21 protein-coding genes and 1 tRNA gene are annotated in these 26355 nt (G+C 57.8%); 14 read left to right on the top strand and 8 right to left on the bottom strand.

What is annotated here, in order from left to right; translation table 11 throughout:
- Positions 1–33 precede the first annotated feature (33 nt).
- Positions 34–1425, bottom strand: a complete 1392-nt coding sequence (locus tag Pan189_RS17565; RefSeq protein ID WP_145365387.1) for a deoxyribodipyrimidine photo-lyase — start codon at positions 1423–1425, stop codon at positions 34–36.
- A gap of 109 nt (positions 1426–1534) precedes the next feature.
- On the opposite strand from Pan189_RS17565, the gene Pan189_RS17560 reads away from it, so the two are divergent.
- A complete protein-coding gene (locus Pan189_RS17560) occupies positions 1535–2932 on the top strand; it encodes an NAD(P)/FAD-dependent oxidoreductase (RefSeq protein WP_145365386.1) in 1398 nt (465 codons plus the stop codon).
- Between the two features lie 36 nt (positions 2933–2968).
- On the opposite strand, the gene Pan189_RS17555 is transcribed toward Pan189_RS17560, so the two are convergent.
- Together Pan189_RS17555 and Pan189_RS17550 are read right to left on the bottom strand one after the other, a co-directional pair.
- A complete protein-coding gene (locus Pan189_RS17555) occupies positions 2969–3763 on the bottom strand; it encodes a D-sedoheptulose 7-phosphate isomerase (RefSeq protein ID WP_310820720.1) in 795 nt (264 codons plus the stop codon).
- A 147-nt stretch (positions 3764–3910) separates the two neighbouring features.
- A tRNA-Arg gene (locus Pan189_RS17550) sits at positions 3911–3984 on the bottom strand.
- Positions 3985–4148: 164 nt separating this feature from the next.
- Here Pan189_RS17550 and Pan189_RS17545 point away from each other — a divergent pair.
- The 8 genes from Pan189_RS17545 to Pan189_RS17510 all read left to right on the top strand — a co-directional run bounded on the left by Pan189_RS17545 (position 4149) and on the right by Pan189_RS17510 (position 12484).
- Positions 4149–5558: a tyrosine-type recombinase/integrase gene (locus tag Pan189_RS17545; protein WP_145365385.1), complete on the top strand. Its 1410-nt coding sequence runs from the start codon at positions 4149–4151 to the stop codon at positions 5556–5558.
- Positions 5558–6361, top strand: a complete 804-nt coding sequence (locus Pan189_RS17540) for a hypothetical protein (protein ID WP_145365384.1) — start codon at positions 5558–5560, stop codon at positions 6359–6361. The genes Pan189_RS17545 and Pan189_RS17540 overlap by 1 nt, the downstream gene beginning before the upstream one ends.
- Positions 6362–6549: 188 nt before the next feature.
- Entirely contained in the window at positions 6550–6804 is a 255-nt protein-coding gene (locus tag Pan189_RS17535; protein ID WP_145365383.1) for a helix-turn-helix domain-containing protein, read from the top strand.
- Complete coding sequence (locus tag Pan189_RS17530) at positions 6804–8723, top strand: DUF3854 domain-containing protein (RefSeq protein ID WP_145365382.1); 1920 nt, start codon at positions 6804–6806, stop codon at positions 8721–8723. Before Pan189_RS17535 ends, Pan189_RS17530 begins: the two co-directional genes overlap by 1 nt.
- A gap of 533 nt (positions 8724–9256) precedes the next feature.
- Positions 9257–9676 carry a hypothetical protein gene (locus tag Pan189_RS17525; RefSeq protein WP_145365381.1) on the top strand — a complete coding sequence of 140 codons (420 nt, stop codon included), beginning with the start codon at positions 9257–9259 and terminating at the stop codon, positions 9674–9676.
- Positions 9673–11082, top strand: coding sequence for a terminase large subunit domain-containing protein (locus Pan189_RS17520; protein WP_145365380.1), 1410 nt, complete (start codon positions 9673–9675; stop codon positions 11080–11082). The genes Pan189_RS17525 and Pan189_RS17520 overlap by 4 nt, the downstream gene beginning before the upstream one ends.
- A gap of 9 nt (positions 11083–11091) precedes the next feature.
- Positions 11092–11607, top strand: a complete 516-nt coding sequence (locus Pan189_RS17515; RefSeq protein ID WP_145365379.1) for a hypothetical protein — start codon at positions 11092–11094, stop codon at positions 11605–11607.
- 175 nt (positions 11608–11782) lie between these two features.
- Complete coding sequence (locus Pan189_RS17510) at positions 11783–12484, top strand: DUF2213 domain-containing protein (RefSeq protein ID WP_310820717.1); 702 nt, start codon at positions 11783–11785, stop codon at positions 12482–12484.
- A gap of 183 nt (positions 12485–12667) precedes the next feature.
- On the opposite strand, the gene Pan189_RS17505 is transcribed toward Pan189_RS17510, so the two are convergent.
- The gene (locus tag Pan189_RS17505; RefSeq protein WP_145365377.1) at positions 12668–13990 is read right to left on the bottom strand and encodes an AAA family ATPase; all 1323 of its coding nucleotides are present in this window, start codon (positions 13988–13990) and stop codon (positions 12668–12670) included.
- Between the two features lie 708 nt (positions 13991–14698).
- Between Pan189_RS17505 and mtnA the strand changes: the two genes are divergently transcribed.
- The gene (gene mtnA / locus Pan189_RS17500; RefSeq protein ID WP_310820716.1) at positions 14699–15766 is read left to right on the top strand and encodes an S-methyl-5-thioribose-1-phosphate isomerase; all 1068 of its coding nucleotides are present in this window, start codon (positions 14699–14701) and stop codon (positions 15764–15766) included.
- 28 nt (positions 15767–15794) lie between these two features.
- Here mtnA and Pan189_RS17495 read toward each other — a convergent pair whose 3' ends face one another.
- Positions 15795–16610, bottom strand: a complete 816-nt coding sequence (locus Pan189_RS17495) for a hypothetical protein (protein ID WP_310820715.1) — start codon at positions 16608–16610, stop codon at positions 15795–15797.
- A 188-nt stretch (positions 16611–16798) separates the two neighbouring features.
- Between Pan189_RS17495 and Pan189_RS17490 the strand changes: the two genes are divergently transcribed.
- Positions 16799–17290: a GNAT family N-acetyltransferase gene (locus Pan189_RS17490; RefSeq protein ID WP_145365374.1), complete on the top strand. Its 492-nt coding sequence runs from the start codon at positions 16799–16801 to the stop codon at positions 17288–17290.
- Between the two features lie 16 nt (positions 17291–17306).
- On the opposite strand, the gene Pan189_RS17485 is transcribed toward Pan189_RS17490, so the two are convergent.
- Both Pan189_RS17485 and Pan189_RS17480 read right to left on the bottom strand, forming a co-directional pair.
- Positions 17307–17999 (bottom strand): peptidylprolyl isomerase, encoded by a 693-nt coding sequence (locus Pan189_RS17485; protein WP_310820714.1) that lies wholly within the window; start codon positions 17997–17999, stop codon positions 17307–17309.
- A gap of 125 nt (positions 18000–18124) precedes the next feature.
- Positions 18125–19207 carry a potassium channel family protein gene (locus tag Pan189_RS17480; RefSeq protein WP_310820712.1) on the bottom strand — a complete coding sequence of 361 codons (1083 nt, stop codon included), beginning with the start codon at positions 19205–19207 and terminating at the stop codon, positions 18125–18127.
- 257 nt (positions 19208–19464) lie between these two features.
- Here Pan189_RS17480 and rph point away from each other — a divergent pair, with 257 nt between their 5' ends.
- Both rph and Pan189_RS17470 read left to right on the top strand, forming a co-directional pair.
- Positions 19465–20184 (top strand): ribonuclease PH, encoded by a 720-nt coding sequence (rph, locus tag Pan189_RS17475; RefSeq protein WP_145365372.1) that lies wholly within the window; start codon positions 19465–19467, stop codon positions 20182–20184.
- Between the two features lie 207 nt (positions 20185–20391).
- Entirely contained in the window at positions 20392–21642 is a 1251-nt protein-coding gene (locus Pan189_RS17470; RefSeq protein ID WP_145365371.1) for a hypothetical protein, read from the top strand.
- Positions 21643–21715: 73 nt separating this feature from the next.
- Here the strand turns inward: Pan189_RS17470 and Pan189_RS17465 are convergent, their stop codons facing one another.
- Positions 21716–23302, bottom strand: coding sequence for a thiamine phosphate synthase (locus Pan189_RS17465; RefSeq protein WP_145365370.1), 1587 nt, complete (start codon positions 23300–23302; stop codon positions 21716–21718).
- Between the two features lie 478 nt (positions 23303–23780).
- Between Pan189_RS17465 and Pan189_RS17460 the strand changes: the two genes are divergently transcribed.
- Positions 23781–26351 (top strand): ATP-dependent Clp protease ATP-binding subunit, encoded by a 2571-nt coding sequence (locus Pan189_RS17460; protein ID WP_145365369.1) that lies wholly within the window; start codon positions 23781–23783, stop codon positions 26349–26351.
- Positions 26352–26355 lie beyond the last annotated feature (4 nt).

Genomic DNA, 26355 nt, shown 5'->3' with positions numbered 1-26355 from the left:
CTCGGTCGAGCATTAACATTTGCGATTTAAAACTCAGCTTCCGTTTTCGGCCTGTTTAACCAGTGCGTCGACCCGTTCGACGTAGGCGTCGATATCGCATTTCCGCTCCAACCCCGATGCCATCATGCACCGAATCTTTCCGTAGATTGCTCTCTCCTGCCATGCCCGGTCGTGCATGCCAAAGACCCAGGCGACATTGCCGTAGGAATTGGTGTCTCTTCCGTCGAGGAAGTACTTGTTGTTTAAAATTAAACAATTCTGGAATGCGTCCTCTGGGTCGGGCGACCACTCTAATATCTTCTTGCCCCAGTACATTCGCATGTAGTTGTGCATATACCCGGTATATTTCATCTCTCGCATCGCCGCGTTCCAATATTCATCGTGTGTGTCGGCGGCTTCTAATTCATCGAGACCGTAATCGTGCTCGCGCCGGTCCGATTTGTGTTCGCCCAGTGTCTTTTTCGCCCAGTCGGGAAGGCAGCTGAACTGGTCGTAATCGTCGGTGAAGTAGACAAAGTTCTGAGATAGTCCGCGGCGGACCAAGAGCTCTTCAAGATAACTGTCGATCTGCTCGGGATCGGCCCCGCTGTCTCGAATGGCGATGGCTAACTCGACGGGCGAAAGCTGCCCGAAGTGTAGATACGGGCTCATGCAGGATGTGTGCTCGTACTCCGGTTTACTCCGGTGCTCGTCATACTTCGCAAACAGCTCCTTAATGAAGTTGCGGAGTCGTCGTTTTGCCTCTCCGGTCCCGCCGGGAAAGAATTGCGGTACCGGTTTCACGGAGTGATCAATTTTCATTCCGGCGACCAGCCCGGGCACATCGTCTAATGACTCGCCGCTCACGCGGATATTGAGCGAATTCTTTTGCAACGAGGTCGTCGACAACGTGACGAGGAACTCGTCGCGATGCCGATTTGTTTTGGGCCGGATCGTCCTCGCGGCATATTCCGCCTTGTCGGAGACCGTCTCGACCGGAATCGCGGCGTCCCCTTCGACCTCTGTGATCTCGCAGTCGATCGCGTCGACCAATTTTTCGCGCCATATTTTCTGATGGCGAAGATAGCCGCGATCACACACGACGGCGGAGGCCTCTTTGGCGAGGTGAATCGCGACCTCGTCGGGTGAGCCGAACTGCAGAACGAATTTGATGCCTCGTTTGTGGAGACTTTCCTGAGTCTCTTTCAGTCCTTCGAGCATAAAGTGGTAGTGCCGCGCATTCGCTTCGGGATAATCGTCCGTCAGACCGAACCCCACGAGCAGTCGCTTTTCGTGTTCGTTGGCTTTTTGAACCGCGAATTCGAGAGCCGGATTGAATCGCGCTCGCTGCGACTGTTGCATCCAATAAAGGACATATTTGCCTGCGCGAGCAGAATGGTCGTTGAGTTTTCGAACGCGTTCGGTTTCGATCTGACTTGTCGGCACGACGGACACTTTGGGCGGTTGGACTGGGATCGGGTTATCAACAGGGTCGGCAGGCGGGAGGATCAATATCCCGCGTCTGACCTGTCATTTGAACCATGCAGGAACTTATATGGAATCGACGCAAACCGACCACAACCGTCATCAAGGCAGCGGGCAAGAGCAGGGCAAGCGTCCGCGAGTGGTCGTCGTCGGTGGGGGCTTCGGCGGACTCAACGCGGCTCGCTCGCTTCGCAAAGCCGATGTCGACGTCACGCTGATCGACCGCCGCAATTTTCACCTGTTCCAACCGCTGCTCTATCAAGTGGCGACCGGGACGCTTTCGCCCGGAAATATCGCTTCGCCGCTGCGGGTGATCTTTCGGCGACAGAAAAACTGCTTCGTCCGCCTAGGCGAGGTGACCGACTTCGATCTCGATGAAAACTGCGTCCTGCTAGGAGACGAGCGTGTCCCTTTCGATTACCTCGTCGTAGCATCGGGCGCCGTTGATTTCTACTTCGGCAATGATGATTGGGCGCAAGAGGCTCCCGGAATGAAATCGATCGAGAGTGCGATCGAAATCCGCCGCGAAGTGCTCTCCGCATTCGAGCGAGCCGAGAATGCCAATGATGCGGAGGAGCGAAATCGGGCACTCACATTCGTGATCGTCGGCGGCGGGCCGACCGGAGTGGAACTGGCCGGGGCGATCAGCGAATTGGCCCGGCATACCATGCGGAACGATTTTCGTCGGATCGATCCGTCCCACTCCAAGATCTATCTGCTCGACGCCAGTCCCCGAGTGCTGGAACACTACCCCGAAGACCTTTCCCAGAAAGCGCAGGCCGATCTTGAGCGGCTCGGCGTGGAAGTCAAAACCAAGTCACGCGTGACCGCCATCGAGCCGGACTACGTCGAATACACCCTTGACGGCGAAACGCAACGGATTGAGTCGGAGACGGTGTTGTGGGCGGCCGGTGTGAGAGCTTCGCCACTGGGAGCAAAGCTTGCGGAGGCGGCCGGCGTCGAACTCGGTCGTGGCGGGCAGGTTGCGGTCAATAACGATCTATCGGTTGAGGGACACTCGAACGTGTTCGTCATCGGCGATCTTGCCGCAGCCAAAGGTGAGGACGGCAAGCAACTGCCGGGGATCGCACCGGTTGCCATTCAAGAGGCCGCATACCTCGGCAAAAAGGTCATTCCGGCTCGGATCAAAGGGGAAGAGCCGAAGCCGTTCCGCTACCGTGACTTGGGCACGATGGCGGTGATCGGTCGGCGGGCCGCGATCGCTCAAGTCGGGGAGAGGCACTTCAGCGGGACGATCGCCTGGCTGATGTGGCTGTTCATCCACCTGATGCAGCTCGTGCAGTTTCAGAACCGGATGCTGGTGTTCGTGCAGTGGGGCTGGAGCTATCTGACCTGGGGGAAGACGACACGCCTCATCACGGGGCATCCCGGCGACGACATGGAACAGGTGAGCCCAAACGCGGCTGCGAACGCAAAGCCGGAGCCTCACGCGGCCGCTTCGAGTTGAGTCAGAGGGCAACCGCTTTTTCGCCCGGGCACTGTCTCAGGCCGCGTTGCACAGCGGCATTGAGCCGTTCGTGTCTCGGTCATCGGCCTCGACGCCGGCGAAATGGGCCTCGACGAGATCGCAGACGACGTGGATCGCGAGCAGGTGCAACTCCTGAATGCGCGGAGTGGCTTCGGCCGGGAAGGAAATGCAGTGGTTGCAGCACGCCAATTCCGGTCGCTGCTGCGTTCCGGCGAGGGCAATAGTCGTCAGGCCGGCCTTGGACGCAGACTCCATCGCGCGGATGACGTTCGCGGATTTTCCGCTGGTCGAGATGCCGATCGCCACATCACCGGGAGCACCGAGCGCCTCGACCTGCCGTTCGAAGATGCGGTCGAAACCGTAATCGTTGCCGATCGCCGTCAGAGCGCTGGTGTCGACGGTGAGTGCGATGGCGGGCAGGGCCCGGCGTTCGCGGAGGAACCGCCCCGTCAATTCGGCGGCCCAATGCTGCGCCTCGGCTGCGCTGCCGCCGTTCCCGAAGATCAAAACTTTTCCGCCCGCTTCGATCGAAGCAATGATGGCCTCTGACGCACGGACAAGTGGGCCAACACCGGCAGCGTGGAACGCCTCGGCCGCACGAATCAGGTCAGACAAGGCCTGCTCAGCGGCGTGAACTCGGGCGGATGTTTCACTATTCATATTGCGGATCCCGAGGAATTCGCCTGGGTTGACGCCAAGTACCGTTCCGTCATCGCGGTAGGTCGAAGCGCGGGTGATAGCAGGGCTGGCGCGATTGCGACCAGACCAATTGCGGGCCGAATTGCCGTTGTTGCAGCAGCTGCGGCTCATCGTGGCCGCCACCGAGGCCCTGTAGCGAATCGAAGCCGCAATCGGCACCGATCCATTGATTCCGGACCGCAACGGCGATCTGACTCTTCAGACCGAACGACACAGAGCAGAGAACCGCATGCCGAGAATCGCAGAGAGAACAGCGAATACACCCGGAGGGATTCGAACCCCCAACCCCCGGTTCCGAAGACCGGTGCTCTATCCAGTTGAGCTACGGGTGCAAGTCTTTTTCTAGTAACGGATTACGGCGAATCCGTGTTTTCCTTCCGAAAGCCGCTTACGCCGATAGTTACGCCGGTTTAGAATCGAAGGCGTAAAGGGAGCCGCCCGCTGGAACCGGGCGAACTCCCGAGAACACCTACCCCAGCTAAGAGAGAGGTGCCCTATGTCTACGGATTCTAACCGAACGAAGTCTTCCGCTGCCAGCCGACCGAAGAAACCACGTCCCGACTTTCCGCTGTACGCTCATGCTTGTGGCCGCTGGGCGAAGAAGGTTCGCAACAAAGTCCACTATTTCGAGAAGTGGACGGAAGACCCGCAAGGCGACGCGAGCCTTGAGCGGTGGCTGGACGAAAAGGAGGACCTGTACGCCGGTCGTAAGCCCGCCCCGAAAGCGGAACCGGATGAACTGACGATCCGCGACCTCGCGAATCACTTCCTCACTTCCAAGGCCGACGATCGTGATGAGGACCGGATCAGCCCCCGGACCTTCGGCGACTACCGAGCCGTAACCGACCTCATTGTGAAGGTATTCGGTCCGAATCGAGCGGTGACGAATCTCGGACCCGCCGATTTCAAGCGACTCCGAAAAGAGATCACTAAGACTCGGGGAGCCGTCGCCGAACGTAATGTCATTCAGAGGGTTCGGTCGGTCTTCAAGTACGCCCTCGACAATGCGATGATCCAGCAGCCAATCGTATTCGGTTCCGACTTCAAGCGACCATCAGCCCGGATCATCCGGCGCGAGCGTAGGGCCGCGCGGAAGGAGTCGGGCGACCGTATGTGGGAGCCTCACGAGATTCGGCTCGTCCTCTCCTACCTGCGGGGGGAAGACCTACGGGAGCCGGGCGAGTCAGAGCCGAAGCCGAGACGTAAGCCTCACCGACCGGTTATTGCGATGGTCCTACTCGCCGCGAACGGAGGGCTGGGTCAGTCCGACCTTAGCAATCTTCCGATTGACGCCGTGGACCTCGAATCGGGCTGGGTCGATTACCCGCGTCCAAAAACTGAGGTTGAGCGGCAGTTCGCTCTTTGGCCGGAGACTGTCGAGGCGTTGCGGGACTGGATGGACGTGAGGAAGGGGATCGACGTGAAAGACTCCGCCGACGCGGACTTGCTGTTCGTGACCGAAAGGGGATCGCGCTGGGTGAAATCGAATCCGAACGGCTCGCCCAGCGACGGTATCGGGCAGGAGTTCAACAAGGCGATAACCGCGCTCGGAATCAAGCGACCGGGCATCGGCTTCTACGCACTACGGCACGGTTTCGAGACGATCGCCGGGGAGACTAAGGACCAGGTCTCGGTCGACTACATAATGGGGCACGCCGACGACTCGATGGCGGCGGTATATCGGGAAAGGGTCGGACGCGACCGACTTCGCGCCGTTACCGACCACGTTCGCCGATGGCTGTTCGGAGGGGAGCCGGAACCACCGAAGAAATTAAAAGAATTAAAGAATGTCGGCGACTCGGGACCTAATTTAACTAATTTAATTAGTTCGACGGAATCGGGGCCGGGAGCCGCCGCCGATGATCCGCCGACGCTCCGCATCTTCGACGGCGGGGAGGTTGCCTAATGAGCGACGCATTCCGAGAGGCTTCCGAGGCTGCCGAACAGTGGACGCTACTACTCGCCGATATTCGGTGTTGTGCCGAGCGCGGCGACGTCGGAGCAGCCTTCGGCCTCATGTACCAGCTTCGATCCGAACTGACCGATGAGCGACGGACTGCGATCGAGGGACACTACAAAAGACTAGCCGCTGTCGCCGATTCCGTTATCACGCATCACGGCTATCTCGGTTCTCGGTCATTCCCCTCAGCGCACGCGGCGATGCTGGAGATTGCTTGCGTTGCGGTAACGGTCCTACTCGGTCCGCTGTCGGTCGACGAACAAGCCGACGCCTTCGACGAAGCCGATTTCATCAACCGAGGCCGACGCCTACTCGCCGAACGATCCGCCGCGTACCTGATCGACGCGGGCCGGATGCAAGCCTCCCTCCAGCGTGAGCGGGCGAAACTCGCGGAGCGTGATACAACGACGCAAAATGCGAGAATCAACGCCTCGACAAAACGTAGGGGGCGACCGTCCAAGGGCGAGTCTGATAAGGAGACGCTGATTATCGCTGCTCTCTCTCGGCACCACGGGTACGACAACGGATCGCTACTCAACGACGAACCAATCGCCGTCAAGTCCTTCGCCGATCTTCCTCAGAATGACTTCTCTGCGGCTTCCCTATCGCGCTTCTTCGAGAAGCACTTCAGCGGCTACAAGGGCTACAAAGCTCAGTGCGTGAACGGGAAATTGGCGATGACGCTGTCGCTCCTTAACCGCGAACTCCCCAGCCGCCTCGCCAGCTATGAAGAACGCGACCCGGACTAAGTCGGATCGCCCCGTTTCGCCGTTTCGCGTCATAAAGAAACGCGGAGCGGCTTTTCTTTTGCGCCGTCCCTACGATCTACGTCCGAGTAGCGTTTCGTCGCAGAAATAAACGAAACGACCGGAGCAGGGTAGAGGCCGTCGATTACGGCTGGCCGCGACTCCCCGCGACTTAATACGGCTGTTCGGCGATGGATATTGAACTCGACAAACTACTCACGACGGCGGAGGTCGCCGAACGGCTCGGCATCCGCCAACACTCGGTCGTCGATCTCATCAACAGCGACCAACTACGCGGGATCGATGTGAGCTTGAAACCGGGCGGTAGACCGACGTGGCGGGTCCATCCGGATGATCTGGAGGGCTTCATCGCCCGGCGGACAAAAAAACAGCGACCGGCTCGCAAGCGTCGAAAGCGGAACCCGGCAGTCCGGGAGTATTACTAATGCCGAAAGCTCCCGAACCGCTACCCGTCAGTGCGTACGATCTGAAGGACCTTCAATCGTCCGGCCTAACGTATGAGACGGTTAAGGCGAACCGAATCCACACGGATCGAACTCGAACCAATCTCGTCTTTCCGTACCCAAACCTCAACGGCGAGTTCAACGATTTCAGCCGTAAGAAGCCTCACAATCCGCGCGTCACCGACAGCGGAAAGATCATCAAATACGAGCAACCAGCCGGAAGTCCCCCGCGAGCATATTTCCCAATCGCGGCGATCAAAAAACTCAAGGACGAAGGTCAGCCCCTCTTCATCACCGAGGGGGAAAAGAAGGCGCTGGCCCTCGCGCAGGAAGGTTATGCTGCGGTAGGGATCGGAGGTGTCGAATGTGGACAGAGTAACGGCGAACCGATTGCCGACATCGCCGCGCTGCCGCTACAGGGTCGAGAAGTTTACGTTGTTTTCGACTTCGACGAGAAACCCACCACACGCGAGAACGTCCAGAAGGCCAAGTCTCGACTCGCGAAAGCGTTATACGCTGCGGGGGTTCGTACGGTCTTTCACGTCGCCATGCCCCCGTCGCCGAACGGGGAGAAATACGGGGTTGACGACCTTCTCGTGGAGGAGGGACCGAGAAAATTAAATTTACTAGTTAATTCGGCAGCGCCGATTCGAGGCGGACATAACTCTCTTAATTTAATTAGTTCGGCGAATTCGGATACGCCGACTCTCGATCGAACGGCACTCCACGGCGTATTCGGCGACTACATAGACGCGATCGCGCCCTATACAGAGGCCACTGCCGCCGGAATCCTCGCCCACTTGCTTTCCGCCACCGGAGCGATCATCGGTCCCGGTCCGCGCCTTTGGGCCGGAGGCTGGCAACCGGCGCGGATTAACACCTTAGTCGTGGGCCGCACGGCAACCGGTCTTAAAGGTACGTCGGCGACGATGGCTGGTCTTGCCCTCTCTCGCGCCTACCCGGACTTCTACAAAGACCGCAAGGCGAGCGGCCTTTCATCCGGCGAAGGGCTCATCGTGCAGGTTCAAGATGTTTGGACGGAAGGCGAAGACGGCGAAGACGAACTCGTCATCACGGACAAAAGACTCTGGGTCCTCGAACCGGAGTTCAGCCGCGTCCTCGCCAATATGAAACGGGAGACTAACATTCTCAGTCAGATTCTCCGGGAGACTTACGATTCCGGCAATCTGTCGACGCTCACCGTCAATCCGAGAACCGTCTCGGGTGCTCATATCTCCGTCATCGGGCATATCACGCCCGCAGAGTTCAAGGACCGCATCCCCGGCATCGAGGCCGTCAACGGCTTCTTGAACCGATTCCTGATTTGGCTGGTTGAGTCCGACAAGGTAATGCCGCTCGCCGATCCTCCTCCTGAAAAGCTGCTGAACGGTTTCATCTGGCAATTCCGGCAAGCGATCGACTTCGCCAGCGACCGAGACGGTGTTGAGTTATCGCCGGAAGCGAAAGCCCTTTGGAATCAGGTATATCCCGAACTCCGGCGGGAGCAGGAGGGGTTGGTCGGCGCGGTCACCGCACGCGGCAAATCAATCGTACTCCGTCTTGCGTTGCTCTACGCCCTGATGGATTGCTGCCCGATCGTCTGGCCTGTCCACCTGAGAGCGGCTCTGGCCGTTTGGCAGTACTCAATTGACTCCGCCGCGATCCTCTTTAAGGACGCACGCACGCGGCCAGTCACACTCGCTGACAAGGTACTCGACCGACTGCGGGAGGGTCGACTTAAGACATCAGATTTCTACAGCACGCTGAATGTCTCGGCTAATGAACTGCGGCCGACGTTGGAAGCATTAGTCGGAGCGGGTCGAGTACAGAAAACGAAGGTCAGTCCCGAGGGTCGCGGTCGACCGACCGAGTATTGGTCTCTTGTCGTAAAGGAGAATTGAAATGCCCCGGATCGGCTCGTGCCCGGATCGTGAAACTCGAATCGCCCGGAACCAATCCCTTCAGCGCGACATTCAAGACGTAGAGAGGTGGTGCCGGAACTCGAATGGAAACCTCGTGCGTTCGATTAAGGGCCGATTATGTACGGTCTTTAAGAGAAGGAACTACGACTATTACAGCTATGCCATTCAATACCCCAATAGAACAATATATTTGGAGGAAGACGCTCCGCGATATTACCCCGACAGCGAGTCGGAGGTGCTATGTATCTTATATGTAAACCACTTTGAGTTACCGGCGAAGTGAGTAAGGAAAAGGGGCGAGAGAGGGGGAGGGAGGATAAGACCGGAGACCGGACTCGACCCGCCTAACCCCGGAAGACCTCGAAAATACAAGAGAAAAGTAGAGCATCGGTTTTCTAAGCCGATCCGAAACCACGACCTCGCCTAGTAAAAACCGGGAATCCGAAACTATCGCCCGGACAACTTACGCCGATTTTGAGGCGTATAGACGACCCGGAAGGACGAAACCCCTTATGAGCGAAACCTCTAAAGACGATAGCCCGAAGCGCGGAGGGCAGCCGGGAAACCGTAACAACCTGCGGCACGGCCTCAAGGCGGGCAAGCTCCCGAAGAACGCGGCCTATATCGAGGTCCAGATCAATAAGCTCCGGCGACAAATCGAGGATGCGGTGGTTGGCCTCAAAGGAGAGATCAGCCTCATGGACGCAGCCGCAATTCAGACGGCCATTAAGTGGGAGCGGCACGGAGCGCTCGCCCTTCGATGGCTCAACAAGGAGGCCGATGTGCTCAAGCCAACGGAACGCCTCCAGTTCAGTCGAGAAATAGCCCGCGCCTCGACCGAGCGCGACAAGGCGATCAAGGAACTCGGGCTGGACATGAAACCCGAGCCGATCGACCTCAATAGCTACCTCACGAACGGAACCGACCAGTGAACATCCTCGAAACGATCAACGACCCTAATCTCTTCCGCTCCTTCCTCGACAACGGAGAAGGACTTGATAGCTGGACCGGTTGGCTCGACATCTTGGCCGCCATCTACGGTCTTCCCGCAACCGACCCCGCAGGCTTCGCCGAAGTGACCGGCGGGCGGGACGTAGGGAAGCTACCGGCTGAGGGGTTCGATTCGGTTCTGGCCCTCACCGGTAGGCGGTCAGGTAAGAGCCGGATTGCCGCGACGATAGCAGCCTATGAAGCCGCCTGTAGTGGTAGGGAGAAGAAGCTATCACCGGGAGAGATACCTTTGGTCGCCGTCTGTTCTCCGTCCTTAAAGCAATCGCGGATCGTCCGGTCATATATTAGAGCGGCTTTCGATTCCTCTCCTATCCTCAAAGCGCAGGTCAAGGAGGAAACAAAGGAGGGATTTACACTCCTCAACGGTGTGCGGATCGAAATGCTCGCGGGGGATTGGAAGACAACTCGTGGCTTTACCCTTCTCGCCGCAATCGTCGATGAGGTCGCGTTCTTCGGGGTCGAGGAGGACACTCATATCAAATCCGACACCGAGCTAGTCAGAGCCTTGAAACCCGCACTAGCTACGGCGAACGGAAAGCTGATCGCTATCAGTAGCCCCTATGCTCGGAAAGGATGGGCCTTTAAGACGTGGGAACGGCACTTTGGAAACAACTCTCCCTCGACTCTCGTTATCAATGCTCCTAGCCGAGTTCTCAACCCGACGCTTCCGCAGAAGATAGTCGATCAGGCGATGGCCGAGGATCGTTCAGCGGCCTTGGCAGAGTACCTAGGCGAATGGAGAGACGACGTAGCGGATTACCTCCCCCGGCCCATCATCGAAGCCGCCGTGATTAAGGGTAGACTAGAACTCGGCCCGAGAGAGCACCTGAAATATCACGCCTTCGCTGACCTTAGCGGGGGACGAATTGACGACGCCGCGCTAGCCCTCGCTCACAAGGATAATGAGAAGATAATTCTTGATAAAGTCGCGTTCTACAAAGCACCCTTCGATCCTAACGACGTAATCCGCCGGATGTCGGAAGAGCTTAAACGCTGGGGGCTAACGAGAGTCACGGGGGATAACTATTCAGCCGAGTTCGTTGTAGCCGGGTTTAAGAGGAATGGCATCCGATATGAACGGGCGAAAGCGAATCGTTCGGAGCTATATTTAGAACTTCTCCCGCGTATAATATCTCCGGGGGAGTTGGAGTTGTTGGATAGTGAGACTTTAATAGAGCAACTGGCCGGACTTGAGAGACGAACGCGATCCGGCGGCAAGGACATTATCGACCACGCCAAAGGACGACACGACGATCTTGCGAATGCCGTTGCCGGCTCGGTGTTCGTTGCTGCTAAAGGCCGGAGAGTTCTCGGTGCCTTATTCTAGGAGTTAAGAATGTTAACGACGATGGCTTTCTCGATGGACGATGTCATCTCCTTCTGCGAGGAGCATGGGGGATACGATAACCTCGTGATGACGGAGGACGGTCGGCGAGCGATGCTCCCGGACGGCTCTTACTTAGAGGTCAGCAATGGCCTTTATGTGATGCGGTGGCGGCCTGATCCGCTCACCCTCGATAACCCGGATCACTTCGATCACCACGACCTGAAGTTGCGGGTGCTCAGTAATCAGAAGCAGTATTGGCAGACCCGGCTTAACCGGGCAGTCCGGGAGTTCGACGATCTACGGGACCGTGCGAAGAGAGGTATTGCGTACGGCTCTGTACCTAGCCCGGATATTGAGCGGCAACTTATTGCTCTTAAGGGGATGGTCGAAGAGTACCGGGAAGAACTGGCGAAGGTAGATAACGAACTGAATCCACCTCCTAGCCCCGAGCAATTAGCCGCCGACAAGGCTCAGGCCGACGCCCTCTCCGCCGCATTAGAACGCCTTAACCAGATTCTGATCTAGTCCGCCGAATTTATCGAATTAAATAAATAATGGCCGGTGTTTCGGTATTTGTTTATTTAATTTAATTAGTTCCGCAACGATCCGACGCCTCTGAGACATTATTTAATTAGTTCGATCACTTTTTCGCTCGAAGGAGAACCCGATGTGTACGTGTAGCCCTAGCCTCGAAACCGTAGTGAACCGATCCGCGATCGCGGAGCCGCGCCGGGAGACCATCGACGGGAAAGATTTTCTTGTCGCTCCCGTCGTTATGATTACGGCGAACGTCCACGAGGGAAATCTCGGTCCCGTCCGTTATAGGTCCGACGTTCTCACGGAAACGCTAGCCGGGTGGAACGGTAAGCCGATCACCCTCGGCCATCCCGAGAGAAACGGACGCCATGTAGTCGTAGCCGACTCTCCGGACACTCCTATCGGATTCGTTAAGAACGCCCGGATGGACGGGAATAGGCTCGCCGCCGACGCCTATCTGGATACGGCCCGCCTCCTAGAAGCTAGCCCTACGCTGCTAGACGCCGTCAACCGGGGCCAAGCCATCGAAGTCTCTACCGGCTTCCTTATGACTCTCGCCCGTAACGCGCTCGGCGAGAACGAAGCGCAGAAGCTGATCCCCGATCACCTCGCCATCCTTCCCGGCTCGGAAGGAGCCTGTAGCATTCGCGCCGGGTGCGGCCTTCTCCGTAACGAAGCTCTGCCGGTTGCTCCGCTGGCTCGGTATTCGCTTTGGTACTTAGAGCCTAAGCGGGACCCGTTCGACGGTACGGTCCGACCACTCGCTACTCCACCGCCGCTATTCGAGCCGCAGCAATTCCTCGGTCAGCCCGCAACTACGGAAGCGAAGATCGCTCCGCTGAAACGAACGTCCCTATTTGATTGAAAGGATCGACGGCGAGTCAGCAACCGGCTCCGCCCCCGTTGCGCGGGGAGCGTAGGACCTCAGGCCCGGAACACCTGGGGTCCTGCCGTTGTTTTCTCAAAGGAGCGAAGTGATGGCCGAAACAAGACTCCGACAATCTTTCTTTGCAAAGTTCGGGTGATGTCTTAATGATAAACTTTCGGGTCAGTCGCGGTCTGGTTTCCTATTTCGGACCAAAACAAGCTTTCCTTCGGCGTTGAACTTCACTTGAAAAGACACTTTTCCCTCAATGAGCTTCGTTTGGGGTTTCATAGACGTCGAGTCTTCATTTCGAGCTAGCATGTACACGTATGTTTTCATGAACTGGTTAAAGAACGAAAATCGACCGGATGCGGAGTCTTGCTTGATAATTTCTGCCCGTTCGGGTGTTTGCAATTGCTTAAGATAATTTGTTAAGTTTCCCGCTGGATACTTCGGATGGCTGGTGTGAATATGTTTAAGGATTTCGGCGTAAGTACCGCCGTCCTCTCCCATTTCAGCAATCGCATGCACGATCAATTTGCAATTGTCAAATTTCCCTGACTGCTTCCGGCGAGTTGCTTTCTCATACTGTTTCTTGAATGTGTCTGACTTGTCGGACAAAAATCGTGCCAAGGCTGCATCAAAATGCTCGTCTTTAAAATAAACAGTGTCTTTTTCAGTAACTGAAAGGTTTGCTTCAAAGCACATATTTAAGCATAATTGGTGGCAAACTGCACCTAAGCCATTACTTAGTCTCGCTATTAAATCCGTGTGTTTTGCTGAGAATTCGCAATTCAGTTTATCTTCTCCTATTCCGATGACTTGGAATAGCTCTTTTCGATCCATGAGCGGTACATAAATTTCAGCGACCCGGTTTTCCATCTCGGGGTCGTATTCTATCACTTCACGGGCAGTTTTCTTGGCTCCAATGGCTATCACCTTGATTTCTCTATACTCGGCTGAAGCATCCATGAACTGCTTTAGAATTTGCGCGAATTTCTTCTTCTCTTGTGGTGGTAGCTTGTGAAAATCTTCTACGATCCACAGTGCGCCTGATTCTCCGAGGAAGTCTATCAGCCGCGGCATTGTGATTTGAGGAGGTAGTACTCGCTTCTGCGTCTCGGATTCAGAATATGAGCGGAAGCTGGAGAGTTGGGCTTCGCAATCGAGGTAGGAGGACTTGATGTTCGCACTTGCAGAACGTGTTCGTTTCTCGGTTGATTCGGCTTTGTAATATGGTCCGAGCTTGTCGAATGCGTCGAGTATCAACGAATCGATGGTTGAAGCGGATGTGCAACTCGTTTTAATCCAGAATTCCCGAGTTTGCTCCAGTTTATTATGGATCAGGGTTGTCTTCCCCGATCCGCTGTGGCCATAGACCACGATTTGCATTCCAGGTGTAATGATGGCATCGACTAGTTGATTCCTCGGTTGTTCTCGTTCGACGAACGCGACCTTGGCCGGAGTACTCGGAGTGAAAACGTCAGTTGCGTTAAATTTTTTCATCGTCCGTCAATGTCTAGATATCTGAATCGTCGTTTTTCAACGGCCTGGTTTCTGTCGCTGACCGCGGGCGTCCTAACGCTAAAACGTATCTGCGACTTAAAGCTGATTACCGTTCCACCTCGGAACCGACGCCCACCATAAAGCGGGCCACGAAACTGTCAAACTCATTTTCGTAGCCGAGTGTGTAGGTTACAGAATTTCGCGTCCTCTCCGTGCTGCCCAGCCCGATTGCCGCACCCGGTGACGGAGGCCCGTACGGGCTATTCTCGGTGGTCTAGCGCGGTCGATTCCGGGGAGCCGTAGCCGGTCGGTAGAACCGGGAGAGAGGGGGAGACGTAACCGGCGTAGTTACGCCGCGAAAGCCTCCGAATACGGCCTTTTACGCCGATTTCGTCGAGCCGGGCGAGAGGCCGGAAACCCCGGAAAACGCTGGAAACACTACGTTTTAGAGGGTAGAAGCGGAGGCCGGAAACCTATCCGAAGACCGGTGCTCTATCCAGTTGAGCTACGGGTGCGTGTGCGACATCGCTGAGACCGTATCGCTGAGATCGTAGTGTATCGACATCGGATCGCCGGGCAAAGTTCGCGGTCGGTTGCGCGTTAGAAGCCTTGGCGTCGTAACGGTAAGATGAGTTTCGACGGTCGATCGAAAACGCAGTCCGTTGCTGCGGGCCGCCCGTCGATCCGTGTGCGTTACGAGGAAATATGATGGCCGGTTCGACCACCGCGCCGCCGCGGACCATGCGGTGGGAAGGCGATATCCACGGGGCCCTGCGTCTGATCGACCAGACCAAGCTCCCCGAAACGGAAGAGTACATCGAGTGTTCGACCGTCGATGAGGTCTGGGACGCGATTAAAAAGCTCAAGGTGCGCGGCGCTCCGGCGATCGGCGTGGCCGCGGCTTACGGGGTCGTCCTTGGGGCGCAAACGGCGCTGCGGGACGACCGATTCCGGTTCGACAATCGCATTTCAGAGATTTGCGAGTATCTGGCCACGAGTCGTCCGACGGCGGTCAACCTGTTCTGGGCGCTCGACCGGATGCGAAAGGTGACGAGCGATTGCTCCGACTTTCCTCCGACTGAAATGGCGGAACGCCTGTTGGAAGAAGCGAGGGCGATTGAACACGAAGACCGCGAGATGTGTGCGGCGATCGGCCGACATGGCGCGGAATTGTTGCCGACAGACGGCGGTGTGATGACCCACTGCAATGCCGGGGGGCTGGCGACGGCGGGCGACGGCACGGCGTTGTCGGTGATTTTCGCCGCCGTGACCTCCGGTAAGCCGATTCACGTTTACGCGAACGAGACCCGCCCGCTGCTTCAGGGGTCGCGTCTGACGGCGTGGGAACTGATGAAGCGGGATGTCCCCTGCACGCTGATCTGCGACAACATGGCCGGGCAGGTCATGAAGGAAGGCCGAATCAAAGCGGTCGTGACCGGTGCCGACCGAATCGCGGCCAACGGGGATGCGGCCAACAAGATCGGAACCTATTCCGTCGCAGTGCTCGCCAAGCAGCACGATATTCCGTTCTATATCGCCGCTCCGTCATCGACGTTCGATATGTCGCTGTCCACAGGTGATGAAATCCCCATTGAGGAACGGCAGTCGGACGAAATCACGATGGGCTTTGGGAAGCGGACGGCCCCCGAGCAGGTCAATACCTACAACCCTGCCTTCGACGTCACCCCCGCGTCGTTAATCGAAGCCCTTATCACAGAGAAGGGCATCATTCGGCCCGTCAACGAAGAAGAGATTCGACGGGTGTTGGAGCTATAATTCAGGCGAGAAAGGGACCAATCCCGCGTCACCCGTCGAAGAATTCGTCTAATTGGACGCCGTGCGACGATAGCATCGACCGCAGCGACGTGCGGCGAAAGTCGTTCATCGGGATGGGGTCATCCTCGGCGGGGATAACTTTGCTTTCGCAGTCTTCGAGTGCCTCCGCGAGCGCCGAGAACTCCGATTTTGGTAGAGCGGCGAGCAATACCGACGGAGCCGAATCGTCTTCTTGGCGAGCCGCATAAACGTCTTCCAAGCCGATATCGTCAAGCATTCGAACCAGCGACTCGATCGCCAGGTGCGGCAGGTTCGACGTGTCGATATCAAATCGTTGCAGATCAACAGCGACGAGTTCGTCATCGGTCCGCCGAAGGGTAAACAGGGTGGGCGGATCGTCGACTTCACCGGCCAGAGATGACGCCCAGCCGATGAATCGGCTGTCGGTGATCAACGAGCAGTAGGGCAACAGGTCGAACGGCGAAGCCGGACCGAATCGGTTCCGCATGGAAACGATGGCGGCGGCGCTGCCCGTCGTCGCGGCCGATCGCTCGATGGCTTTGCAGACCTTCGTCAACGCGGCAGGCGGGAACAGGGGGCCGGCGTCGAATACGACGCCGCTGTCGCCAGTCTTTTCCTCCTGCACGAGTTGCCCGCGGGGGTCGATTTCCCCCAGTTCGATTTTCTTGATCAATCCTCCGAACCACTCGATACCGTCCACTCCGACCGCCAACAGATCAAAGAGCCTCTCGGCCGAAACACCGGCGTCGGCGGCAAACATCCCCTGCCGGACGAGCACTCGCGAGACTGCATCGACGAGCGGTTTACGTGGAAGGCGACGCATGTCGGAATCGTGTTGTGACATGGAAGTGCGTCGTCCGAGACGACTGGTGAGTGGCTGACCGGTTCGGCGACAATAAAGCCGTCGTTTCGACAATGAGCACTGGGGAATCCACTAAGATGCTCAGCCTAGCGCCGGGTGATGGTCGGCCGCAAGTTTCAAGGGGCGCTGATAGCGACTAAACTTTGGGAATGAGCAGTCATTCTTCCCGCCAAGACGCGATCGAATTCGATGTCCGCCAAGCAACCGCGGCGGATATCGCCTCGATTCACGCATTTCTCCGGCCCTTCGTGGCCGGGGGGCGTCTGCTGGAACGGACGATGGAAGAACTTGATCAGCTTGTGGGAACCGGTTTTGTCGCCGAGACGGAAGATCGCATCGTCGGGTTCGCTGCACTCGAAGTCTACTCTCGGAAACTGGCCGAAATCCGCAGCCTTGCCGTCAGCGCTGAGTTACGCGGCCTCGGCGTTGGAAAGCGACTCGTCGCTCACTGCGTCGACCTGGCCCGAGACCGGCAAATTCTTGAAGTCATGGCGATCACCTCGTCGGAAGAGTTCTTCCGCGGCTGCGGGTTCGATTTCACCCTGCCGGGTGAGAAAAAGGCCGTGTTCCACCAAACACGCGGTCACAGCGAAGTGCCCGAATCCTCCTCCGCCGTCGATCCGGACGAAGGCCGGGATTGAATGGCCCGGCTGTTGATTAGGCCCCCGGCGATTCGGCCGGCTCGCCGTTCTCGGTAATGATTCGGGCCGATTCAATGTGATCGAGTTCCGGAAACTGGATGTCGAGCCATTGGTTTCCGAATTCCCGCAAATTGCCTTGCACGTTCATATTGCGCGGGTTTTCACCGTATCCGGAGTAGAGGGAATCGACGACGTCCATCCCCCGGACGACCTCACCGAACGGTGAGAATCCGTCCCCGTCGAGCCGAGAGTTATTTCCGAAATTGATGAAAATTTGCGTCGACCGTGAGTTCGGGGCTCCCGACTTGGCAAACGTGACGAAGCCGCGTTTGTTCGACTGTTTGACGCGGTCATCGCGGATCGTTTTGTCAGCCCACTTTGCCGCGACGTCGGGATCCCCCGGGATGCCCCATTGGACCATGAACCCGGGAACGACGCGAAAAAACCGCTGGTCGTCGAAGAAGCCGCTCTTGACGAGTTCGTGAAACCGCTCGGCACCATTGGGCGACCAATCGCGATGCACCTTGATCACGAACTCCCCTTGAGTGGTCTTGAAGAGAGCCTGAAAGGTCTCGCCGGACGCGGGTTCAGTCAGCGTGGGCTCTGCGAGCGGCGGGCGCGGCCCCTCGGAACTCAATTCGCCGGCACAACCGATGGCAAACAGGCAACCGACACCGAGCAGCAGAGCGCGTCGCGACATAACGTTCATGTTGAAGACTTCAGGTTCTGGATTGAATTCAAAGCTCGCGGCGCGAGCGAATAATGACGTAGTTGGCGAGTCCTGCCCAGAGGTCCGTTACTTGCGCTGCGGGCTTGTCGAAACGATTCTTCGCCTCAATTATTATCCATCGCAGCGCCGCGGTAACGGATGCGATGGTCACTTTGTGCTCGCCGACTGAGCTTCGGCAGCGCGGCATTGTAACCGAGCACCATCAGGCTGTCGCCCGCTTCGAGGATGGTCTTGCCTTCGGGCTGGCGGATGATGGCTCCGTCTGACTTGCGATGCAGTGCGACGATCAGAAAGCCGATGCCGCCGGCGATTTCGACCTCGGCCAAAGGGCGACCCGCAAATTCCGATTCGAGCGGAATCGGAATTTCGGCCATCGACAGTCCGATCGTACCGAGCATGTTGTTGAACTCGTCGACGCTCTGGTCGTCCGAAAGGATACTCTCGGCGCTCGGATGGGCGATCAGACTCGCGATTCGCGTCGCCCCGATTTGCGCGGGCAAAACGATGCGATCGGCCCCGGAGCGTTTGAGTTTCTTTTCGGTCGAAGGGTCTTCGGCCCGAGCGATCACGAAAATGTCTGACTTCAAATCGCGGGCGGTCAGCGTGATAAAGACATTCGCGGCATCGTCGGGCAGGACCGTCGCGAGATATCGGGCCCGCTCGATGCCGGCCGCCTGCAACGTTTCCTCTTCACTCGCATTCCCGATCACCACGAGATCGCCCCCGGCTTCGGCGTCGTGCAGCCGCTCGGCGTTGAGATCGACGATCACGAACGGAATTCCGAATTGTCTCAGGTCGCGGGCGAGGATCTGGCCGACGCGACCGTACCCGCAAATGATCGCATGTCCGCTCAGCTTTCCGATTCCCGTCGTCATTCGTCTGGCCCCCATTGCCCGGTTGAATTCGCCCTCGGCCACCATCTGCACCAGGCCGCCGATCACGTAGACCGTTGCGATGGTGCTCACAAGGGCGAACAAAGTCGTGAACGCCCGGACGTACGGCTGTGCGGATGTATCGACCGGTTCGCCGTAGCCGACGGTCGAAATCGTGATCGCGACCATGTAGAGCGCATCAAGGACCGACCAACCGGCCGTGACGTACACGTACACCGCGATCGCGCAAAAAAGCGCGAAGAGGAGAGTACCGAGCAGAATCTTGCTCGATGAACTGCTGAGTCTGCCGTCCAAGGCCCGTTTCCCAAGAGACAATCGCGCGGAGCGAATTGTAGAGCGATGCGTTCGGGGATGCGATGCAACGCGTATTGCGGTTGGTGACGCGTGATTCGCAGTCTGATTTCACTTGGGCGAATGCGCGAGTCGCGAAACATTGATGCTTTAATTTCTTGCTTGCGTTGCGGGCTGGTGTGCGACTCGCTTCTCCCTTCTCGCTTGCGAGCCTATGCTCGGCGACCCGAAGCGACCTTTCGCCATGCGAGACTTCAACGATGCGACACGACGGACGAAGAGCGGACGAGTTGCGGCCCATCACGATTCAACGGCCGTTCGACTCGGCTGCGCCGGGCAGCGTGCTGATTTCGGCGGGACAGACGACCGTCCTGTGTACCGCCAGTATCGAAGAATCGGTCCCGCCTTGGAAAAAAGGCAAGGAACCGATTTCCGGATGGGTGACCGCGGAATATTCGATGCTTCCCGGCAGTACTGCCCCGCGTAAGGCTCGCCGTGCGGATGGACGATCGACCGAAATTCAACGGCTGATCGGTCGCAGCCTGCGTTCGGTCGTCGATTTCGAGGCACTCGGCGAACGGACGATCGTCATCGATTGCGACGTGCTTCGAGCTGACGGCGGGACGCGGACGCTCAGTATCACGGGCGGATTTGTGGCCCTGTGTGCGGCTATCGCGACGTTGCCCGATCCCCTTGTCGACCGGCCGATTCTCAAGGGCAGCATCGCGGCGATCAGTGTCGGCGTGGTCGACGGCAAGCCGGTCCTCGATCTCGATTATCACGAAGACAGCACCGCAGACGTCGATCTCAACGTCGTGATGACCGGGGTCGGCACCTACGTCGAAGTGCAGGGGACCGCTGAAGGGCAGGCATTTCCCCGCGGAGTGCTCGAAGCTCAACTGGATCTCGCCGAGGGCGGCATCGTGGCCCTGACCGAACTGCAGCGGCATGAATTAGGCGGATCATTCCCCGGCGCCTGATGTTCCGCTTAGCAACGACCGTGAAGGAGCGCTTCCCTGGCGGTCGCGGCTAAACTTGCTGAACAGTGAGGTGACTCGGCGAATCGCTCTGGACCCGGTTCGGAAGGTTTTCTAGAACCCGGCGGAACTTGAAATAATTTCAAGGACCGTCGCGATTTTTGTCAAATCGACCGCGTCCGTTGTTCGGTGAGCGAGGAGAGTCGAGCCGTGGGTTTTCGACGCAGTACAGTCACTTTGTTTGCATTGATGTTGGTCGTCTCGGTCTGTGCCGACGCGCAAGCCGGAAAAATACACGCGGTTCGCGGATATGACTACAAGCTGACGCCCAAGCACGGCCCTTGGATGGTCATGGTGGCGGCCTTCCGCAAGCCGGAAAAGACGGCTGATATCGTCGACACGTATCGGCAATCCGGGCAGGAGTCGAACAAAGGGATGACCCCACGACAGGCCGCGGACGAATTGGTTTTCGAATTGCGAACCAAAGGCGTGCCGGCCTACGTGTTTGAAGTGAAGAACAAGTATCAGCGGGCCGATGACGTCGCGCCCCCTCCGGGCTTCGCCGCTTTTTATAAAGCATTTGAAGGTGGCGTGTGTGTTCTCGCCGGCAATTATAAATCGAGCCGACCCGATGACCGTTCACGTGGCGGTGGCGAAATTGCTCACCGCACCTTGGAGTGGATCAAAGGGTTTGAGCCGAAGTTTTTGACGAACGGCCAGCGATTCAAATCGGTCGACATTATGATTCTCGAAAACGGCGGACTCTATAAGCCGACGCCCGGTCAGAAGGGGCCGCTCGGCGGTGCGTTTCTGACGGTCAATCCGATGCAAAATGCCCAAACGCTGGCGCATGACTCGGATGAAACCTTACTGAAGCAACTTAATTACGACGTCGCCGAAGACATTTCTTTGCTTAAGAATCAGGGCAAGTACACGCTCGTCATCGCGACGTCGCGTGCCGAGTCGATCTACGCCCATCGCGACAAGTCGTTTGACCCGACAGAGAACGGGATCAGCGGACGCCGTATGTTTTCCGATGACCAAATTCAACAAATCGGGGGAACGACGGACAATGACGGCTATGCCACTTTCTTGCCTTCCGTGCGAGACATACAAACGGCAATTACGAAACCGTGGTCACGCACGGAAGACTTAATCGCACAGGATGCGGAGCAGATGACGCGGGCCTTGCGGAGTGACTATAAGATTCCGGCTTACGTCTGGCACGACAAGCACTATTCTCTCGTGACGGTCGGCAGTTTTAACGACCGAAACGATCCTGAGATTGCGAAGCTCGCCAAGAACTTCGGCGCGAAGATGGCGAAAGACTCTCGGTCTGGTCAAGAGGTTCTGATTGCCGAATCCATTTCATTTCCGCGTGAAGTGTCGCCGGAGAGACCGACTCGCCGCACGTGGCTTTGCGACCCCGTCCCGAGCGTGATGGAAGTCCCAAAATTTTGATTAAGCTCTAATCATGATGCGACGCGCTCAAGAAAAAATCGAAAGCCCACGGGTTGCAACCCGTGGGCTTTCTTTATTCGATCATGTCAAGCGCCGCCCTGATGTTCATCGCCGCTTGCCGAGGGTCATCGGCGTTTAAGATCGCGCCGCTGACGGCAACGCGTCCGAAGCCCGCAGCGGCAACCTCAGAAACGTTGCCGGCATCGATCCCGCCGATTGCGAACATCGGTATGGATGCGACTTCTCCGGCTGCCCGGAGCAACTCCACACCGGTAAACTCCGCAAAGTGCTTCGTCGTCGAGGCGAATGTCGGCCCGACGCCGACGTAGTCGGCACCGTCGCGAACAGCCTGTTGAATTTGCTCGATCGAATGCGTCGATGTGCCGACTATTCGGTCCGGTCCGATAATTCTACGAGCCGTTTTGATCGGCAGGTCGTCCTGCCCGAGATGAACGCCGTCTGCTTCGATGGCGACCGCAACATCGGGTCGATCATTCATAATCAATCGGATCCCGTGGTTCCGGGTTAATTCGCGGAAGATCCGACCCGCTTCAAGCAGCACATGATCATTCGCATTTTTGTCACGCAACTGAATCACGTCGACCCCGCCCGCGATTGCCTGCATAGCAACTTGAGTAAGGTCTCGACCCGGCAACATGGCGGGCAGTAAGAGCATGAGGTGTGCCGCGGACAGCTCCCCGCCCGGAGTGGTCGGCACGATCAATTGCTGCTCGGTTTCATACGCGCGATAGCGCAGTCGCTCGATCGACTCCGCAAACCGGGGATCGATGAGTTTGCCGTATTCTTCCAGACTGCGCAGCGACTCCTGCACCCGCTTTAAACTTGCCGCCGCCACATGCTCTGGCGACGACCGTGATCGTTCCGCCTCGGTCGTGATGGATGTCCCGACATCTCCGCCGGTGTTTCGCGATGACAGCAACCATTCGGTCGGAATGAGGTTCATTGCCTCGGCGAAACCGTGACGTAGTGACTTGAGTGATTGGGTGGCCGACGGATCGTCGCGGACAAATCTTGCGAAGTCCTCAACCACGCGGAGTCCCTCACGGCAGCGATTCGCCGTCGCGTCGATGATCCGCGCGACGGCGGGATCGAACAGATCAACCGACTCAGTACGTCGAGATTCGCGGCGCAGGGAGATCGAATCGTCGGTCGGGCTTTCCGGCGAGTGCGGGCCATCAACGTCCAACTGAAAATCGACCTCGACGACTTCTCCCATCGCGATCGATTCGTCCAGCCGATCGCGGACCGTGTCTGGGTCGAGCCTTGCCGAGTTCGCCGTATCGCGAATCGGAGACTCGATTTCGAGCAGGGCGACGGCGAGGTGTTCGCTGCTGACCTCTCGCCCGCCGAATCGACGGGCCAGAGCGATCGCGCGGTCTCTGATGCGATCGGTCGTCTCCGACGGCTCGGGGATCGGGAGCGTGTCGGCCGCGGTCCTGGCTTCGACCGTCGTGACCGTTTGCGTTGATGGTGGAGGAAAACCGATCTCGCCGAGAAGCGCCGCCCCGGCCGATTCGTCGGAAAAAAGCGCGGCCAACAGGTCGGACGGCTCCACGACGGAGCCCCGCCTGAGGATCGTGTAGGACGATGCGGCATCGAAAATACGCTGGGCCGCACTGGTAAAATGAATTCGCTTCAATTCGGTCTCCGGGGCCGAACGCAATTCCGAGGAACCGGGGTTACGCAGTTGTCGGCCCGGCCATGCGGAAGTAGCATCATGAGGATTGGGATTAATGGAATGATTGTACTACGAAAAACGGAGTGTCGGGTGCCACCGATCGCGCGGTGTCCCCACGTTGGGGGGGCGATCGTTTTTCGGCCCTATCCTCGCAAGTCGGCTGCACTTGTCGACATTGCTTCGCTCCAACTGCCCCTCGTCTGCGGAAATTCTGCCGCGGCGTCGCCGGAGCGGTCTAAGATAAACAGGACGCCGACTTCAGGCATCTGCAGGCGGGTTTGCCGGAAGGGCATACCGTTTGCGTCACAGTCTTCGGAAGCGATCACCTGTCAAATAAGCAGTCATGAAGTCGTCCGGCCCGGCGAAGTCTCTCGCCGGAGCGGTTCGAACACGAACGCCCCGCGACGGTTCACAGCGGCCGATTCAAGGAGAAACCCCTATGTATGAACGATTTACCGACCGTGCCCGGAAGGTAATGCAGTTGGCCAATCAGGAGGCCCAACGCTTTAACCACGAATATATCGGCACCGAGCACATCTTGCTCGGTCTGGTCAAAGAAGGTTCCGGCGTCGCGGCGAATGTTCTGAAGAATCTCGATGTCGACCTGCGAAAGATTCGCCTCGAAGTCGAGAAGATCGTCCAGTCGGGGCCCGATATGGTCACGATGGGCAAGCTCCCGCAAACGCCGCGGGCCAAAAAGGTCATCGAATACGCGATGGAAGAGGCTCGCAACCTCAACCACAACTACGTTGGCACCGAGCACTTGCTGCTGGGACTGCTGCGTGAGCAGGAAGGCGTCGCCGCTCAGGTTTTGATGAACCTGGGTCTCAAACTCGAAGACGTCCGCGACGAAGTTCTCAATCTACTCGGCCACGGCATCGAAGGTACCGAAGGCGGGGAACGAGCCGGGGGCGGTGGCGGCGGAAGTTCGTCTTCGAAAGGATCGGGTAAAAGCAAAACGCCGGCTCTGGACAGCTTCGGTCGCGATCTGACCGAACTCGCCAAGCAGGGCAAGCTCGACCCGGTCATCGGTCGCGAACACGAGATCGAACGCGTCACGCAGATTCTCTGCCGCCGACAGAAGAACAACCCGGTTCTGCTGGGCGAAGCGGGCGTCGGTAAGACCGCGATCGTCGAGGGGTTTGCCCAGATGGTCGTCGACGGCAACGTTCCAGAACTGCTCCGTGACCGCCGCATCGTGGTGCTCGACCTCGCCATGATGGTCGCCGGCACCAAGTATCGCGGGCAGTTTGAAGAGCGCATCAAAGCGGTGATGAATGAAGTCCGCCGCGCGAAGAATACGATTTTGTTCATCGACGAACTTCACACTCTCGTCGGAGCTGGCGGTGCTGAAGGCGCCATCGACGCGTCCAACGTACTCAAGCCCGCGTTATCGCGCGGCGAGTTGCAATGCATCGGTGCGACGACGCTCGACGAGTATCGCAAATATATTGAGAAGGACAGCGCCCTCGAACGTCGCTTCCAGAAGGTCAACGTTGAGCCGCCGTCTGCCGAACAGGCGGTCGAAATCCTTAAGGGCCTGCGTGAACGCTACGAGCAGCATCACAAGGTGAAAATTACCGACGAAGGCCTGAAAGCTGCCGTCGAATTTTCGACCCGCTATATCACCGATCGTGCGCTGCCCGATAAGGCGATCGACGTGATTGACGAAGCGGGCGCCCGGATCCGACTCCGCAGCATGGTCCGCCCGCCCGATCTGAAGGAGCTCGAAGACGAGATCGAAAAGTTCAATCAGCTCAAAGAGGAAGCGGTCGCCAATCAGGACTTCGAAAAGGCCGCGTCGCTACGTGATCAGGCCGATAAGGTTCGCAAGAAGAAGGAGCAGATGACCAAGGAATGGCGCGAGAAGGCGGACGAAGTTGACGGCGTGGTCGACGAAGAGGTGATCGCCGAAGTCGTTGCCAAAATGACCGGCATTCCACTGACTCGCCTCTCGAGCGAAGACGCCGTGCGGCTGCTTGAGATGGAGCAGGAACTTCACAAACGCGTCGTCAGCCAGGACGAGGCAATCAAGCAGGTCTGTAAAGCGGTTCGCCGTAGCCGGGCCGGTCTTAAGGACCCGAAACGTCCGACCGGGGTCTTCCTATTCGCCGGACCGACCGGGGTCGGCAAAACGCTGCTCGCCAAGACACTCGCCGAATTTATGTTCGGCGATCAGGACTCGCTCATTCAAATCGACATGAGCGAGTACATGGAAAAGCACAACGTCAGCCGACTGATCGGTGCGCCTCCGGGATATGTCGGTTACGAAGAAGGCGGTCAGTTGACGGAAAAGATTCGTCGCCGTCCGTATTCGGTGGTCCTGCTCGATGAAATCGAGAAGGCTCACCCCGACGTGTTTAATATGCTGCTTCAGATCATGGAAGAAGGCCACCTGACCGACAGCTTCGGTCGGAAGGTCGACTTTAAGAACACGATCATGATCCTGACCACGAATGCCGGTGCGAAGCAGATCGCTTCGGGCGGCTTCGGGCTGCACGCGGTCGCCGATCGCGATAAAGAGCGGTCTTATCAGGATATGAAGCAGGACGTGATGGGCGAACTCGAACGGCACTTCCGCCCCGAGTTCCTCGGTCGTCTCGACGAGGTCGTGGTCTTCCGCAAACTGACTAAGGAAGAACTGAAAGACATCGTCGAGATTGAACTCGGCAAGGTTCGCGATCGGCTCGCCGAGCGTGACCTCAAGCTCGAATTGACCGAAGCCGCGCGGGAATATGTCGTCGAAAAGGGAGCCGACGTCGAATACGGAGCCCGGCCGCTCCGCAGGTCGATCGGTACCTATATCGAAGACCCGCTCAGTGAAGAATTGCTTCGCGGGGCGTTTGAAGGCCACAACCTGATCACCGTCGAAGTCAAAGAAGTTGGCGAGGACAAGCACCTCGACTTCGTCGGTAGCACGGCCGAAGAAGAGCCGAAGGAAGAGTTGGTTGGAGCGGCTGCCGGTACCGACTCCCCTGAAGGTGACTCCTCCGATTCGACAGACGACTGATTCG

Origin of the sequence: Stratiformator vulcanicus, assembly GCF_007744515.1 — a bacterium.
GTDB lineage: Bacteria > Planctomycetota > Planctomycetia > Planctomycetales > Planctomycetaceae > Stratiformator > Stratiformator vulcanicus.
This window is presented reverse-complemented; position numbering and strand designations above follow the sequence as displayed.